The 14,084-nt window shown below is 64.5% G+C and carries 17 protein-coding genes; 8 read left to right on the top strand and 9 right to left on the bottom strand.

Features of this window, described 5'->3' with window-relative positions:
• Positions 1-31: 31 nt before the first annotated feature.
• Genes JOE69_RS04920 through JOE69_RS04930 form a run of 3 tightly spaced genes read left to right on the top strand, consistent with a single transcriptional unit; the run spans position 32 to position 3,112 of the window.
• Positions 32-1,318, top strand: a complete 1,287-nt coding sequence (locus JOE69_RS04920; protein ID WP_309796578.1) for a magnesium transporter MgtE N-terminal domain-containing protein — start codon at positions 32-34, stop codon at positions 1,316-1,318.
• Entirely contained in the window at positions 1,311-1,961 is a 651-nt protein-coding gene (locus JOE69_RS04925; protein ID WP_309796581.1) for a DUF1003 domain-containing protein, read from the top strand. The genes JOE69_RS04920 and JOE69_RS04925 overlap by 8 nt, the downstream gene beginning before the upstream one ends.
• Positions 1,958-3,112, top strand: a complete 1,155-nt coding sequence (locus JOE69_RS04930) for an Mrp/NBP35 family ATP-binding protein (RefSeq protein ID WP_309796583.1) — start codon at positions 1,958-1,960, stop codon at positions 3,110-3,112. The genes JOE69_RS04925 and JOE69_RS04930 overlap by 4 nt, the downstream gene beginning before the upstream one ends.
• Positions 3,113-3,144: 32 nt before the next feature.
• Here JOE69_RS04930 and JOE69_RS04935 read toward each other — a convergent pair whose 3' ends face one another.
• From JOE69_RS04935 to sigE, 3 genes are all read right to left on the bottom strand, one after another.
• Positions 3,145-3,522, bottom strand: coding sequence for a twin-arginine translocase TatA/TatE family subunit (locus JOE69_RS04935; protein ID WP_309796584.1), 378 nt, complete (start codon positions 3,520-3,522; stop codon positions 3,145-3,147).
• Between the two features lie 70 nt (positions 3,523-3,592).
• Positions 3,593-4,447, bottom strand: a complete 855-nt coding sequence (locus JOE69_RS04940; RefSeq protein WP_309796586.1) for a hypothetical protein — start codon at positions 4,445-4,447, stop codon at positions 3,593-3,595.
• A gap of 6 nt (positions 4,448-4,453) precedes the next feature.
• Complete coding sequence (gene sigE, locus JOE69_RS04945; RefSeq protein ID WP_296365270.1) at positions 4,454-5,053, bottom strand: RNA polymerase sigma factor SigE; 600 nt, start codon at positions 5,051-5,053, stop codon at positions 4,454-4,456.
• Between the two features lie 177 nt (positions 5,054-5,230).
• Here sigE and JOE69_RS04950 point away from each other — a divergent pair, with 177 nt between their 5' ends.
• A complete protein-coding gene (locus JOE69_RS04950) occupies positions 5,231-5,863 on the top strand; it encodes an O-methyltransferase (protein ID WP_309796588.1) in 633 nt (210 codons plus the stop codon).
• A gap of 228 nt (positions 5,864-6,091) precedes the next feature.
• Here the strand turns inward: JOE69_RS04950 and JOE69_RS04955 are convergent, their stop codons facing one another.
• From JOE69_RS04955 to JOE69_RS04975, 5 genes are all read right to left on the bottom strand, one after another.
• A complete protein-coding gene (locus JOE69_RS04955; RefSeq protein WP_296365273.1) occupies positions 6,092-6,259 on the bottom strand; it encodes a DUF3117 domain-containing protein in 168 nt (55 codons plus the stop codon).
• 100 nt (positions 6,260-6,359) lie between these two features.
• Positions 6,360-7,685: a hypothetical protein gene (locus tag JOE69_RS04960; protein ID WP_309796590.1), complete on the bottom strand. Its 1,326-nt coding sequence runs from the start codon at positions 7,683-7,685 to the stop codon at positions 6,360-6,362.
• Positions 7,675-8,250, bottom strand: coding sequence for a DNA-3-methyladenine glycosylase I (locus tag JOE69_RS04965; protein WP_309796592.1), 576 nt, complete (start codon positions 8,248-8,250; stop codon positions 7,675-7,677). Before JOE69_RS04965 ends, JOE69_RS04960 begins: the two co-directional genes overlap by 11 nt.
• Entirely contained in the window at positions 8,247-8,654 is a 408-nt protein-coding gene (locus JOE69_RS04970) for a DivIVA domain-containing protein (protein WP_309796594.1), read from the bottom strand. Before JOE69_RS04970 ends, JOE69_RS04965 begins: the two co-directional genes overlap by 4 nt.
• The gene (locus JOE69_RS04975; RefSeq protein WP_309796596.1) at positions 8,651-9,454 is read right to left on the bottom strand and encodes an LOG family protein; all 804 of its coding nucleotides are present in this window, start codon (positions 9,452-9,454) and stop codon (positions 8,651-8,653) included. The genes JOE69_RS04970 and JOE69_RS04975 overlap by 4 nt, the downstream gene beginning before the upstream one ends.
• 146 nt (positions 9,455-9,600) lie before the next feature.
• Between JOE69_RS04975 and JOE69_RS04980 the strand changes: the two genes are divergently transcribed.
• The 4 genes from JOE69_RS04980 to JOE69_RS04995 all read left to right on the top strand — a co-directional run bounded on the left by JOE69_RS04980 (position 9,601) and on the right by JOE69_RS04995 (position 12,926).
• Positions 9,601-10,353, top strand: coding sequence for an amino acid ABC transporter ATP-binding protein (locus JOE69_RS04980; RefSeq protein WP_374709673.1), 753 nt, complete (start codon positions 9,601-9,603; stop codon positions 10,351-10,353).
• A gap of 74 nt (positions 10,354-10,427) precedes the next feature.
• Positions 10,428-11,318 (top strand): glutamate ABC transporter substrate-binding protein, encoded by an 891-nt coding sequence (locus JOE69_RS04985; protein WP_309796598.1) that lies wholly within the window; start codon positions 10,428-10,430, stop codon positions 11,316-11,318.
• Positions 11,319-11,391: 73 nt separating this feature from the next.
• Complete coding sequence (locus JOE69_RS04990; protein ID WP_296365281.1) at positions 11,392-12,036, top strand: amino acid ABC transporter permease; 645 nt, start codon at positions 11,392-11,394, stop codon at positions 12,034-12,036.
• The gene (locus JOE69_RS04995) at positions 12,036-12,926 is read left to right on the top strand and encodes an amino acid ABC transporter permease (RefSeq protein WP_309796601.1); all 891 of its coding nucleotides are present in this window, start codon (positions 12,036-12,038) and stop codon (positions 12,924-12,926) included. The genes JOE69_RS04990 and JOE69_RS04995 overlap by 1 nt, the downstream gene beginning before the upstream one ends.
• Here JOE69_RS04995 and dapE read toward each other — a convergent pair.
• The gene (gene dapE, locus JOE69_RS05000) at positions 12,923-13,996 is read right to left on the bottom strand and encodes a succinyl-diaminopimelate desuccinylase (protein WP_309796603.1); all 1,074 of its coding nucleotides are present in this window, start codon (positions 13,994-13,996) and stop codon (positions 12,923-12,925) included. The genes JOE69_RS04995 and dapE overlap by 4 nt on opposite strands.
• Between the last annotated feature and the right edge of the window lie 88 nt (positions 13,997-14,084).

Consider the following 14,084-nt stretch of genomic DNA (forward strand, 5'->3'; position numbering starts at 1 on the left):
GCAAAGCTGTGGAAAACAGTAGCCTTGAGGGGTGAACACGAATGCGAACTCCACCCGGATCTTCGTTGCGCGGTTGATCGGCTTGGACGTCTTCGACCCGCTCGGCGATCGCCTGGGCCGGCTGCGCGACGTCGTCGTGCACTCGCGCGGGCACCGGGCGCCGCACGCCGTCGGCATCGTGGTCGAGGTCACCGGAAAGCGCCGGGTTTTCGTGCCGATGACCCGGCTCACCTCCATGGACCAGACCCAGATCATCTCCACCGGCCTGGTGAACCTGCGCAGATTCGAACAACGCGGCGCCGAGCAGCTGGTGGTCGGCGAACTCTTCGACCGCAAACTCCAGCTCACCGACGGCTCCGGTCCCGCGATCGTCGAGGACATCGCCTTGGACCAGCAACGCAACGGCGATTGGCTGATCAGCAAACTCTTCGTCCGACGCGGCAACTCCGCCTCCCGGCTGCGCCGGCTCAGCCGCGGCCACACCCTGCTCATCGACTGGGACGAAGCCGAGCACGAGGACGCCGGCGAACCGCAGGGCGCCAGCCAATTCGTGGCCAGCTACGAAGACCTCAAACCCGCCGATTTCGCGGATGCGCTGCAGGAGATGAGCGATAAGCGGCGGATGGAGGTGGCCAGCGAACTACAGGATGAACGGCTCGCCGACGTGTTGCAGGAACTCCCCGAAGAAGACCAGGTGCAGCTGCTCTCCGCGCTGGACAACGAGCGCGCCGCCGATGTCCTGGAGGAGATGGACCCGGACGACGCCGCCGACCTGCTCGCCGACCTGCCCAGTGCCAAGGCCGAAGAGCTGCTCCTGCTGATGGAACCCGAAGAGGCCGACGACGTGCGCCGGCTGCTGCAATACCCCGAGGACACCGCCGGCGGCCTGATGACCCCGGTGCCGGTGATTCTGCCGCCGGAGGCGACCGTGGCCGAGGCCTTGGCGCACGTGCGCAGCGAAGAGCTCTCCCCGGCCCTGGCCTCGGCGATCTTCGTCTGCCGCCCGCCGTTGGAAACCCCGACCGGCAGGTTCCTCGGCGTGGTGCACGTGCAACAGCTGCTGCGCAGCGCGCCGCCCGAACAACTCGGCAGCCTGGTGGACAAAAATCTGGAGCCGGTCTCGGACATGGCGGCGGTCGGCGAAGTGTCGCACGTGATGGCTTCGTACAACTTGGTTTCCCTGCCGGTGGTCAACGACGCCGGCCGCCTGGTCGGGGCGGTGACAGTCGACGACCTCCTGGACCATTTGCTGCCGGATGATTGGCGTGCCCACGAAGACGGGGAACCTTTGAAGAAACTAGGAGGCAGAGTTGGCTGAGAAGTTCGCCGACAAACGGCAGAGTAACGGGCTGGACACGCCGCTCGAATTGCGTTCGAGGCTGTTTCCCCGGTTTTCCCCGGACCCGGATTCATTCGGGAAACTGACCGAGGGCTTTGCCCGGTTCATGGGAACTCCGCAGTTCCTGCTCTACATGACGCTGTTCTGCGCCACCTGGCTCGCCTGGAACACGTTGGCTCCGGAAGAGTGGCAATTCGATCCTCGGGCGCTCAACTTCACGCTGCTCACCCTGATCCTCTCGCTCCAGGCTTCCTATGCCGCCCCGCTGCTGCTGCTGGCCCAGAACCGGCAGGACGACCGGGACCGGGTCGCCATCGAACAGGACCGGCAAACCGCCGCGCGCAATCTGGCCGATACCGAGTTCCTCACCCGGGAGCTGGCATCCTTGCGGATTGCGCTCCGTGAAGTGGCGACCCGCGACTTCGTCCGCTCCGAACTGAAGTCCCTGCTCGAAGACCTGATCGTGGCCAATGACGACGACGTCGAGGCGCCCCGCTCCCGGTCCCGGGATTCGAAGGGCTCGCCCAAAACCCAGGCGATTCCGAAAGTCAAAGCGCCGAAGCACAAACCGCAACCGGTCGATCCGTCCGCCGAGGCACCTGTTCCGGGACCCGGTTCATGACCACCGCGGACCCGGTGCCGAGCTCTGCGGAGTTGCGCCAGGCGCTCGCTACAGTGATCGACCCGGAGCTGCGCCGGCCGATCACCGAGCTGGGCATGCTCGAATCGGTGACCTCCGATCCCCAGGGCCGGGTCACAGTGCGGGTCCTCTTGACCATCGCCGGCTGCCCGCTGCGCGAAACCATCACTGCGGATGCCAGCAATGTCCTGCTGGGCCTGCCCGGCGTCACCGGAGTCCAGGTCGAACTCGGGGTGATGAGCGTGGCACAGCGCACTGCGTTGAAGGATCTGCTCCGCCCGGAACGGGACAAGAACAGCATCCCGTTCAACCGGCCCGATTCGTTGACCCGGATCTATGCCGTGGCGAGCGGCAAAGGCGGCGTCGGGAAGTCGAGTGTGACGGTCAATCTGGCCTGCGCCTTGGCCGCCCGAGGCCTCAAGGTCGGCATCATCGATGCCGATATCTACGGCTTCTCGATTCCGGGATTGATGGGGCTGGGCCGCGCTGGAACCGTGCAGCAACCCACGCGCGTCGATGAAATGATCCTGCCGCCGGTCGCCCATGGCGTGAAGGTGATCTCGATCGGCATGTTCGTAGCGGGCAACCAGCCGGTGGCCTGGCGCGGACCGATGCTGCACCGGGCTCTGGAACAGTTCCTCACCGATGTCTACTTCGGCGATCTGGATGCCTTGTTCCTGGACCTCCCGCCGGGCACCGGGGACATTGCGATCTCCGCGGCGCAGTTGCTGCCCGGTGCCGAGATCCTGGTGGTCACCACCCCGCAAGCCGCGGCCGCGGAAGTCGCGGAGCGGGCCGGCGCGATCGCTTTGCAGACCCAGCAGAAAGTGGTCGGAGTCGTGGAGAACATGTCCTGGCTGAGCCAACCGGATGGCAGCAAGCTGGAACTGTTCGGCTCTGGGGGCGGCGCCCGGCTGGCCGGTCGGCTGAGCCAGACTCTGGGCAGGGAAGTCCCTTTGCTGGGCCAGGTCCCACTCGACGTCGGACTCCGTGCGGGCGGCGATTCCGGCGAGCCGATCGTGCTTGCCGACTCCGGAGCTCCGGCTGCGGCGGCCCTGCAGGAGATCGCTGCAGGATTGGCCGATCGTCCGCGCGGCCTGTCCGGGATGAATCTGGGCATCTCGCCGCACTGACCGCGGCGCTCAGCCTGCGCGGCTCCGCGGGCTCAGGTGGCTTCGGCGTCCCAGGGCGCGCGTTGGCCGGCCGCCAGCCGTTCGATTTCCCGGGACGGGACGGGCGCCGGCGCCGCTTCGATCGCGGCCGGCGCCGCGGCGGAAACCGGTTTCACCTCATCGTCCAGCAGCGCTTCGCGGATGATCCGGCGCGGGTCGTACTGCCGGGGGTCCAGCTTCTGCCAGTCGATGCTGTCCAAGTCCACGCCGGACTCTTCTTTGATCGTCTCGCGGGCTCCGCTGGCCATCCGACGGGCTTCCCGGACGAAGTTCCGGAACTTCTGCGTGTATTCGGGCAACCGTTTGGGCCCGATGACCAGCACCGCGATGATGCCGATGATCAGGAACTCGAAGCCGTTGATGTTAAACATGTCTGAGCAAACATTACCCGCTGAACGCGGGCCGGATGTGGTTGGGCACGGAACTATGAAACCCCATCTGCTACTCCATGGCCAAAATGCGCGACAGTCCGCGCATGATTCTGGCCGGGACATCGTCATGGCCTGACCCGCCGGCTGATTCCGAAGCGGCTTTGCCGGAAGCCGCGAGTGCCGCCGTCGTCGGTTTGAGCGCACTGGGCGGCTGGTCGCTGACCACCAGGTAGTTCGCATCACCCGAGTTGAGCACCGCCTGCCAGGTCTCCCCCGGGTTCAGCCAGACCTTGCCATCGCCCAATGGCTGGAAACCGTCGTCTGCCGCCACGTTCCCGGTCAGCGGATTCACCGGCCCATCAGCCGAAGCCCCACCGGGGTGGCGCTCGTAAACGAGGACGGTGCGGTCGCCGTCGTCGAGCGTGAGCTTCACGGTCGGCACCCCGTCCACCACGGTGCCCTGCGCTTGTGCGAGCCGGAAGCCCAAAGCGCCCAAATCGGGGCAGGACCAACCGGATTCACGCAGCTCCGCGAGTGCTTCACCGTTCAACAGCAATGACGTGCCGTCCGCATCCGACGATGCCGGAGCAGTTCCCACCGAAACACTCCGGGACTCTGCCATGGCCTTTCCCGGATTCGCCGCGACGCGGAAACTCGCCGCCGACTCCGCGGGCCAGCCGGCGGTCAAACCGCCCCGGTCGGCCGGAGCGCCCACCAAGTAGACCGCGCCGCCCAGCAGCCCGGTGATCGCCAAGGTGCAGACGCCGAGCAACGCCGGTTTCCGCCAGGAGCCGGGCCGATAAGGCAACCGCAATTCCTCGGCGCAGGAGGTATTGATCGCCTGGGTGCGCTGCAAGATTCTTGCAGTCAGGTCTTCGGCTCCCCCGGTTGCCGGACTCGATGGATGCGGTTGCCGCGCTGTCATATCAACTCAGTGCACGCCGGCGATGCGGGGCAACTTGAGTTTGGGCAGTTTCTTGGGCGCCGCAGCCTCCGGGACCGGCCGTGGTGCGCGGTGCGCCAACGAGGCCCGCAGCATCGTCCGGCCGCGGTGGATCCGGGATCGGACAGTACCGAGTTTCACGCCGAGCGCTGCGGCCACTTCGTCGTAGGAAAGCCCTTCGAGATCGCAGAGCACGACGGCGGCGCGGAAGTCCGGCGGCAGTGCGTCGAGCGCCTGCTGCACGTCAAGATCGAGATTGTTGAATTCGAAGCTGCGTTCCGGACCCGGGTCCCGGCCGGGCAGCCGGGTTTCGGCATCCTCGGCGAGGGCGTCGAAACGGATCCGGGATTTGCGCCGCGCCTGGTCCAAGAACAGGTTCGTGGTGATTCGGTGCAGCCAACCGTCCAGCGTCCCGGGCGTGAAATTGGCCAAGGAACGGAAAACCCGAACGAAAACTTCTTGGGTGAGGTCCTCGGCATCGTGCTTGTTGCCGGTCAGCCGGTATGCCAATCGGAAAACCTTGGCCGAGTGGTTGCGCACCACTTCTTCCCAGCTGGGCGCAACCCATTGCTCAATCGCCGGATCCACTGCTGCGGACTCGGCTGCTGTCGATTGCGATGTGTCAACCGTGTTCAGTACCAAAGGGCCCACCCCCTGAAAAATATGGAGCATTAAGCATGGCAGATCCGACTGGAAGTTTCCTGTGCCCAGCGCGTATTCCGCGCACAGCGGAAGCAGCCTCCGATTCGCAGTAGGCTTGGGGTCATGAGCGCGGACAAATCCAACAGCTGGTCGTACACCGAAGGTCTCCCCGTCGAGGATGAGACGTTGCTGCGCGCGCGGGAACGGTCGCACGAATTGGGCGCGCACGCGGTCACTGCGGCGACCGGCGCGCTGCTGAGCGTGCTGGCGGCGTCCTCCAAAGCCCAGACCGCGGTGGAAATCGGTGCTGGCGCCGGAATTTCCGGCGTGTATTTGCTGCGAGGGCTGCCCACGTCCGCGGTGCTGACCAGCATCGACGGGGATGTGGAACACCTCAAAGCAGCCCGGGAAGCATTCTCCGAAGCCGGCTTCCCGGCCAACCGCACACGCACGATCAGCGGGCGGGCCTCCGATGTGCTGCCGCGTTTGACTGATGCCGCATACGATCTGGTGCTGGTGAATGCGGACAAAGCGGGCTACCCCGGATACGTGGAACAGGCGATCCGGCTGCTCAAATCCGGCGGCCTGTTGATCGTGAACGACGCCCTGGACAAAGACCGGGTTGCCGAACCCGCAGTGCGGGAAGCCAGCACCGTGGTACTCCGGCAGGTCGGAAAGTCGATCCGGGAGGACGAACGCCTGATTTCCACGATGCTGCCGACCGGAGACGGCGTGCTCCTAGCCGTCAAACGCTGAAACCGGACAGCGAAACCGGCACCCAGCCGCTAGGCCCGTAACTCTTTAGGCCCCTACCCTGCCCGTCCAATTGGACAAGTTCCCAATCGAACAGGTTTCAGTGGGCAGCGACGTCCCTGCCCACTGAAACCTGCTCTTGGACTGGAACCCGTGACGGGCAGGGTTCAACCGAGTCCGGGTTCGGTCGTGCGGAAAGTGCTGCGGGTGGGGGAAATCAGCCAGCGGCGGCTAGCCGGTGACGCCGACCAGGCATTCCTTGAGCCGGCCGGCCTCTTCCGCATTGAGTTCGACAACCAGCCGTCCGCCGCCTTCGAGCGGAACCCGCATGATCAGGCTGCGCCCTTCCTTCGTGACCTCCATTGGACCGTCACCGGTTCTGGGCTTCATAGCCGCCATCAGGTAAACCCCTTCACAGTTGCTCGAGCGAATGATCGCTCTGTCCATTATCTCGCAGATCACACTCGGGAGCCAATTGGTACTGGATCTTGACAAACTGTCACGGCGGGTAGTCGCCACCGCCGGGCAGCGGGGCCCAGGCCCAAAGCCATACCACCCAGACGATTTGCAGCAACAGGAAAAAGACCAGCACTGCACCTCGGAACGCCCGCGACCGGGAGATGAACGCCGCGGCGAGCGCCAACGGGAACAACGGCAACAGCAGCCGGAAGGTGCTGGTCTGCGGATGCAGCACCGCGAGCAGGTACAAGAAATAGCAAAGGCACCACAGCCGCAGGTCCAGGCCGAGCTTCCGGACCGCCGTCGAATTGAAATACAGCAGCGCGGCGAGCACCAGGCCGAAGGGCGCAAGCAGCCCGAACACCGGCCCGAACAGCTGCACCGAAGTATCGAACCACGGCATGAACAGGATCAACGGTCCGCCACGCCACGCGGTTTCGGTCTCGGTATAGGCTTTCAGGTCCCCGGTGACCCACCAGGCGATCAGCGGCCAGGCGAAAGCCACCAGGGTGCTCACCAGGAGCAGGCAAGCCCCGCCCCAGCGTTGCGCAGACGGGATCTCCCGCCAGCGCCGGGGCAGCGAACGCCAGCTCGTGCTGCGTCCAGTACCGGTCTCGCCCGCAGTCCGGCTGCCGGCCGGGTTCGGCCGTTCCAGCAGACGGAAGAGCAAATGCAGGAAAACGAATCCGGCGAACGCCACACCGATCGGGCGGGACAGCGCACTGAACGCGACGAGGGGCAACGCCAAGAAATACCGGTGTTTGATCACCGTGTACAAGGCCGCGGCGAGCAGGAAGAGGTTCAGGGATTCCGCGTACGGGACTTGCAGGATCGGCGAAACCGGGAAAACCAGGATGAAGGCGACCGCCCAGGTCGCGGTGACCGTGCTGGCGAACAAACGGAACAGCTTGTAGATCATCAGGCTCGCAGCCAGGCCGGCAACGGTCGCCACGATCGGCGCCAGAATCAGCCAGTCGAGTCCGGTGACCGACCAGATGCCGCGGACCAGCAACGGAAACAGCGGGTAGAACGCCCAGGCGTTCTCCTTCGCCACCCCATCGGCCCCGCGTGGGATTTCCTGCGGGTAGAACCCTTGGAAGATCCTCTGGTACCACTCGCCGTCCCAGATCCCGATGAAATGCCAGTAGTCCGGCTTGGGCGCGAACCAGGGATTCGGCCCCTGCTGCATCGCGGCGGCGGAAAAGACCGCAAAGCTGAACAGCCGGGTGACCAGGTAGAGCAGCGTGATCCGGATCCACCAGGGGCTGCGCACCACTGGACGCAATCCGCGGCGCAGTGCAGCCCAGACCACGCGGTTGGCACTTGGTGCTCCCCGGTCCGCGGGCGTGGCAAGCTCAGAGCTCATCGGCCACCCAACAACCGGTTTGGTGGTCATTGGTCAGGCCCACGGCCTGCATCATCGCGTAGGCAGTCGTCGGGCCGACGAACCGGAACCCGAGTTTCTTCAGGGTTTTGGCCAGGGCGGTGGATTCCGCAGTGGCCGCCGGGACCGGCGCGCCGGGTGCCCGGGGCGCGGGACGGTGCTGTTCCAACAGGGATTCCAAGCTGGTCCCCTGCGGCAACGCCAGGATCGCCTGCGCATTGTTGATCGTGGCCTTGATCTTCAAGGAGTTGCGCACGATCCCGGCGTCGGCCATCAGCCGGGCCACGTCCGCCTCGCCGTACTCGGCCACGACGGCCGGGTCGAAGCCCGCGAATGCGGCGCGGAACGCCTCGCGTTTGCGCAAGATGATCAACCAGCTCAGACCGGATTGGAAGGCTTCGAGGCTGAGCCGTTCGAACAGCTTCGCTTCGCCGTGGACCGGCCGGCCCCATTCCTGGTCGTGGTACTGCAAATACAGCTCGTTGCCCACCATGCCCGGCCAGTTGCAGCGCGGCTTCCCATCCGGGCCGATCGCCAGATCACTCATTGCTGCTCCTCTGCAGTTTCCGGGCCACTCCGGTCTTCTTCGATTTCCCCGGCCGGCTGATCGGACGCCGGATTCGCGAGTTGCGCCCGGAGCTCCTCGATCTGCGCGTCTTTGGCGGCCAATTCGGCCGCCAAACGATCCAATACCTGGTCCACTTGGTCCATCCGGTACCCGCGCAGGCCGAGCGAAAACCGCACCCGGTCGACGTCGTCGGTGCCGGGATGTTCCGGCAGCAGCACGGGCGGCAGATTCGGCACCGGCGCCGATAGCCCCTCGTCCAGCAGGTCTTGCACCGCTTCGGAACGAAGCGGTTTCCTGCCGAGCTCGCGCCGTCGGCTGCCGACCAGGAACAATGCCACCAGTGCCGCCACGACGACGGCGAGGAAAATCAGGAAATAGCTCACGGCGCAGTTGTCCCGGGCTCCGTCCCGGAGGAGTCCGTTCCCGGCTCGCCGGACCGGATCGCACCGACCACTTTGGAAACCGCTTCCTCCGCGGTGTCCACCACGGAGATGATGTCCAGATCCTTGGGCGAGACCAGGCCGTCGGCCACCAAAGTGTCCTTGAGCCAGGCCACCAGCGGGCCCCAGAACGCGGTGCCGATCAGCACGATCGGGAAGGAGGTGACCTTGTGCGTCTGCACCAGCACCATCGCTTCGAAGAGTTCGTCCAAGGTGCCGTAGCCGCCGGGCAGCACGATGAAGCCTTGGGCGTATTTGACGAACATGGTCTTCCGGGCGAAGAAGTAACGGAAATTGACGCCCAAATCCACCCATTGGTTCATGCCCTGCTCGAACGGCAGCTCGATGCCCAGCCCGACGGAAAGCCCTTTGCCCTCCACCGCGCCTTTGTTCGCGGCGTCCATCGAGCCGGGTCCGCCACCGGTGATCACCGCGAAGCCGGCCTCGGCCAGCAACCGGCCGACCTCGACTCCGGTCTCGTAGTACGCGCTGCCAGGTTTGGTCCGGGCCGAGCCGAAGACGCTCACCGCCGGCCCGACGTCGGCCAGGGCGCCGAAGCCCTCGACGAACTCGGCTTGGATCCGGAGCACCCGCCACGGATCGGTACTGGTGAAATCCGCCGGTGAACGGGTGTCCAGCAAATGCTGGTCCGCGGTCGTGCCTTCAGCGAGGCCACGGCGCAATTGCACCGGGCCGCGGTGCCTGGCGGGAACGTCGGTCTTCTTCTCGGTTGGCGAGCTCATACAGTTCAGGCTATGCCATGGCCGCGGCAGAACCACGGCATCGTCCCGAACAGACACGCAAGTGACCGCAGTCACGCCTTGATCACGATCTCCACAATCTGCCGACACATGGTGAATAACAAGGGAACATTCGGTAGGTTCTAACCATGAGTAGTCAAAATGCTGATTCGCTGGTTGAAGTCAAGGCGGTCAACAAGCACTATGGAGCGCTTCACGTGCTCAAGGACATCGAGCTGAATGTCGCCAAAGGCGAAGTCGTCGTGGTCATCGGGCCTTCCGGTTCCGGGAAGTCCACATTGTGCCGGACGATCAACCGTTTGGAGACCATTGACGACGGCGAAATCCGCGTCGACGGCAAGGTATTGCCGCAAGAAGGCAAAGAACTGGCCCGGTTGCGCGCCGAAGTCGGCATGGTGTTCCAAGCCTTCAACCTGTTCGCGCACAAGACGATCTTGGAAAACGTCACGCTGGGCCCGATCAAGGTCAAAGGGTTGAGCAAATCCGAGGCCGAGCAAGAGGCCATGGCGCTGCTGGAACGGGTCGGCGTGGCGCAGCAAGCCGCGAAGCTGCCGGCCCAGCTCTCCGGCGGCCAGCAGCAACGGGTCGCGATCGCCAGGGCGCTCGCGATGAAGCCGAAAGTGATGCTCTTCGACGAGCCCACTTCGGCGCTCGATCCGGAAATGATCAACGAAGTCCTCGACGTGATGGTCGGTCTGGCCAAAGACGGCATGACCATGATCGTGGTGACCCACGAAATGGGCTTCGCCCGCAAAGCGGCGGACCGGGTGGTCTTCATGGCCGACGGCCAGATCATCGAAGACGCCACTCCGGAGGAGTTCTTCAACAATCCGAAGAGCACCCGGGCCAAGGATTTCCTGTCCAAGATCCTGACGCACTGACCTCGGGACGCGCAACCAGCAGATCAAGCATCAGCAACTTCACGCAATCAACTCGCACCATCGAAAGGCAGAACATGCGATTCAGCAAAAAAGCCAGCATCTTCGGCGCCACCGTCGTCGCCGCTGCGCTGACCCTCAGCGCCTGCGGGGGCGGCGCTGCAGCACCGGGCGACGCAACCTCGGACGCACCGTACAAAGTGGCCGAGAACGTTTCGGTTTCCGGCAGCCCGACCTTCGACAAGATCAAGTCGGCCGGGAAAATCACCATCGGCGTCAAGGAAGACCAGCCCGGATTGGGCTTCAAGGATCCGGCCACCGGCGAATACTCGGGCTTCGACATCGATATCGCCCGGTGGATGGCCGCTTCGCTCGGTTTGGGCACGGACAAGATCACCTTCCAGGCGGTCGCCTCCTCGAACCGCGAGCAAGCCCTGGCCAATGGCCAGGTGGACCTGTACGTGGGCACCTACTCGATCACCGACAAGCGCAAAGCCCTGGTCGATTTCGCCGGGCCGTACTTCGTCACCGGCCAAGGCCTCCTGGTGAAGAAAGACAACACTTCGATCAATTCGGAGAAGGACCTGGCCGGCAAGACGGTGTGCTCCGCAACCGGCTCCACGCCGATCCAGAACATCAAGGCGAACTTCCCCGATACCAAGACCCAGGAATTCGACCTGTACTCCAAGTGCGTCGAGGCGTTGAAGACCGGCTCGGTCGACGCGGTGACCACCGACCAGGCGATCCTGCTCGGCTACGCGGCACAGGATCCGGACAACCTCAAGGTCGTCGGCCAGCCGTTCACCACGGAAAAGTACGGCATCGGGATCAAGAAGGGCGATACCGCGCTGCGCACTTTCCTCAATGAGACGCTGACCAACGGCAAAGACGTCTGGACCAAAATCTACGACGGCAGCTTGGGCAAGTCCGGCACCAAGGTGGAGCAGCCCGCCGTCGAAAACTACTGAGGCTCTTCGGTGGTGCCCCGCGGGGCACCACCGTCGTCTCGACTGACTGTCTTGACCGAAAGCGAATCAATCAGTGAATACACTGACAGACAATCTTGACCTCTTCACCGAAGGTTTCAAGAACACCATCATCCTGTTCTTCTTCTCCGCGATCTTTTCGCTGGTCCTAGGCGTGATCGTCGGCGCGTTCCGGGTTTCTCCGGTCACCCCGATGCGCGCACTGGGCACCTTTTACGTGAACCTGATCCGGAACACCCCGTTGACCCTGGTGTTCTTGTTCTTCTTCTTCGGCTATCCGAAGCTGGGTTTCCCTAATCCGGGCTTCATTCCGTTGGCGATCATCGCCCTGTCCTTGTACACCGCGACTTACGTTTCCGAGGCGATTCGGTCCGGCATCAATACCGTCCCGGTCGGCCAGGCCGAAGCCGCCCGGGCGATCGGCTTGCCGTTTGCCCAGACCATGTCGCTGGTAATCCTGCCGCAGGCCTTCCGGGCCGTGGTCCCGCCGATGATGAGCGTGTTCATCGCCTTGCTGAAGAACACCACGGTCGCGGCCGGGTTCTCGGTCATGGAGGCCGGCGCGATCCGCTCGAACCTGTCCGAACGCGGCTACCCGGCGATGCAGAGCCTGCTCTGGGTCGCCCTCGGCTTCATCATTCTGGTCGCCGTGCTGAGCCTGGTGCAACGCAAGCTCGAGAAGAAATGGAAGGTGGCCTGATGAGTTCGGTGCTTTTCGACGCGCCCGGGGTCAAGGCCATCCGGCGCAACCGGATCATCGGTCTGCTGACCATCGTGCTGGTGCTCGGGCTTTTGGCGTTCGTGGTGTACAAGTTCGCCGAGACCGGTCAGTTCAGCGCCAAAAAATGGCAGCTTTTCAGCTTCCCGCTGGTCCAGCAAACCCTGCTCAAAGGCCTCGGCGCCACACTGAGCGCCTTCGGCGTGGCTGCCGTCGGATCTCTTGTCCTGGGCATGGTGTTGGCCGTGGGACGGCTTTCCGACCGCAAATGGATCTCGACTCCGGTGGGCTGGTTCACCGAGCTGTTCCGCGCGGTGCCGTTGTTGATCCTGATGGCCCTGATGTTCTACGGTCTGCCGTCCATCGGCTTCCAGGGCATGACGCCGTTCATCGCGGTGGTGGTCGGCCTGATCCTGTACAACGGTTCGGTGCTCGCCGAGGTGATCCGGGCCGGTATCCTGGCCGTGCCCAAGGGGCAGAGCGAAGCGGCATACGCCTTGGGCCTGCGCAAAACCCGGGTGATGACCATGATCCTGCTGCCGCAAGCAGTTCGCACCATGCTCCCGGTGATCATCGCCCAGCTCGTAGTGGTGCTCAAAGACACCGCGCTCGGCTTCATCATCACGTACCAGGAACTGCTCTACCAGATCAACTTCTACGGCGGACAGACCGCCTATGACACCCCGTTCATTCCGGCCGCGATCATCGGCGGCACACTCTACGTGGGTTGTTGTTTGATTCTGGCCGGTCTGGCCAAGTTCGCGGAGCGCCGGCTGCGCCGCAGCCCGAAGGCCTCGGACAAGAACACCCCGGCAGTACCGGGCGCCGGAAACCTCGACGCCAGCAGCGCCGGCGGCGGAAGCCGGATTTAGCTCAACCAGCGCGTCAACGCGGCCAGGCAGTCCCGGACTGCCTGGCCGCTGACGTGTTCGTCGTCGCTGTGCGCCAACAGCGGATCGCCCGGGCCGAAATTCACTGCGGGAATGCCCAACTGGCCCAGCCGGGCCACGTCGGTCCAGCCGAACTTCGGCTTCGGCTCGCCGCCCACCGCGGCCACGAAGGCAGCGGCCGCCGGCTGGTCCAGCCCGGGCCGGGCGCCGGGCGCGGCATCGGTGCGCACTACCTCGAAGCCGTCCAACAGCTCGAAGACCACAGCCTCGGCCTGCTCGATGGATTTGTCCGGCGCGAACCGGTAGTTGATCTCCACGACGGCTTGGTCCGGGATCACATTCCCGGCGATGCCACCGCGGATCTTCACCGCGTTAAGGCTCTCCCGATAGTCCAGTCCCTCGACCGAGACCGTTTGCGGCTGGTAAGCACTGAGCCGTTGCAGGATCGGGGCGAGGTCGTGGATCGCGTTGTGCCCCATCCAAGCCCGCGCAGAATGCGCCGCTTTCCCGCGGCTGCGCGCTTCGAAGCGCATGGTTCCATTGCATCCGCCTTCGACCACACCATCGGTGGGTTCCAACAGGATGCCGAAATCGGCGTCGAGCAGTTCCCGGTGCCGACGCGCCAACCGGCCCAAACCACTCAGCTCGGCTTCCACTTCCTCATGGTCGTAGAACACGAAGGTCAGATCCCGGTTGGGCTCGGCCAGACCTGCTGCGAGCGCCAGCTGCACCGCGACGCCGCCCTTCATGTCGGTGGCCCCGCGTCCGTACAACACGTCTGCTTGCCAGCTGGCGGGCACGGTCCCCCGGGCGCCTTCGGTGGTCGGCAACGGGACGGTATCGAGGTGCCCGGCCAGGATCACCCGTTCGGCCCGGCCCAAGTCGGTGCGCGCGATGATCGAATCACCGTCCCGCCAGAGCTTCAGATGCGGCAGTGCGCCGAGCGCTTCCGCAACCAGATCGGCGATCCGGCCTTCGTTGCCGGAGACGCTTTCCACGTCCAATAGGGCGGCGGTCAATTCGGCGACATCGGCATGCAGGTCAAGTCCCATTTTTCCAACAATAGTGCTTGTACCCCGATTCATCTGCCCGGTTTCCAGCGGTCGCTTTTTGGCAAGCCCGCCGGAACTGCGCGAAGAT

Source organism: Arthrobacter russicus (genome assembly GCF_031454135.1).
Classification (GTDB): domain Bacteria; phylum Actinomycetota; class Actinomycetes; order Actinomycetales; family Micrococcaceae; genus Renibacterium; species Renibacterium russicum.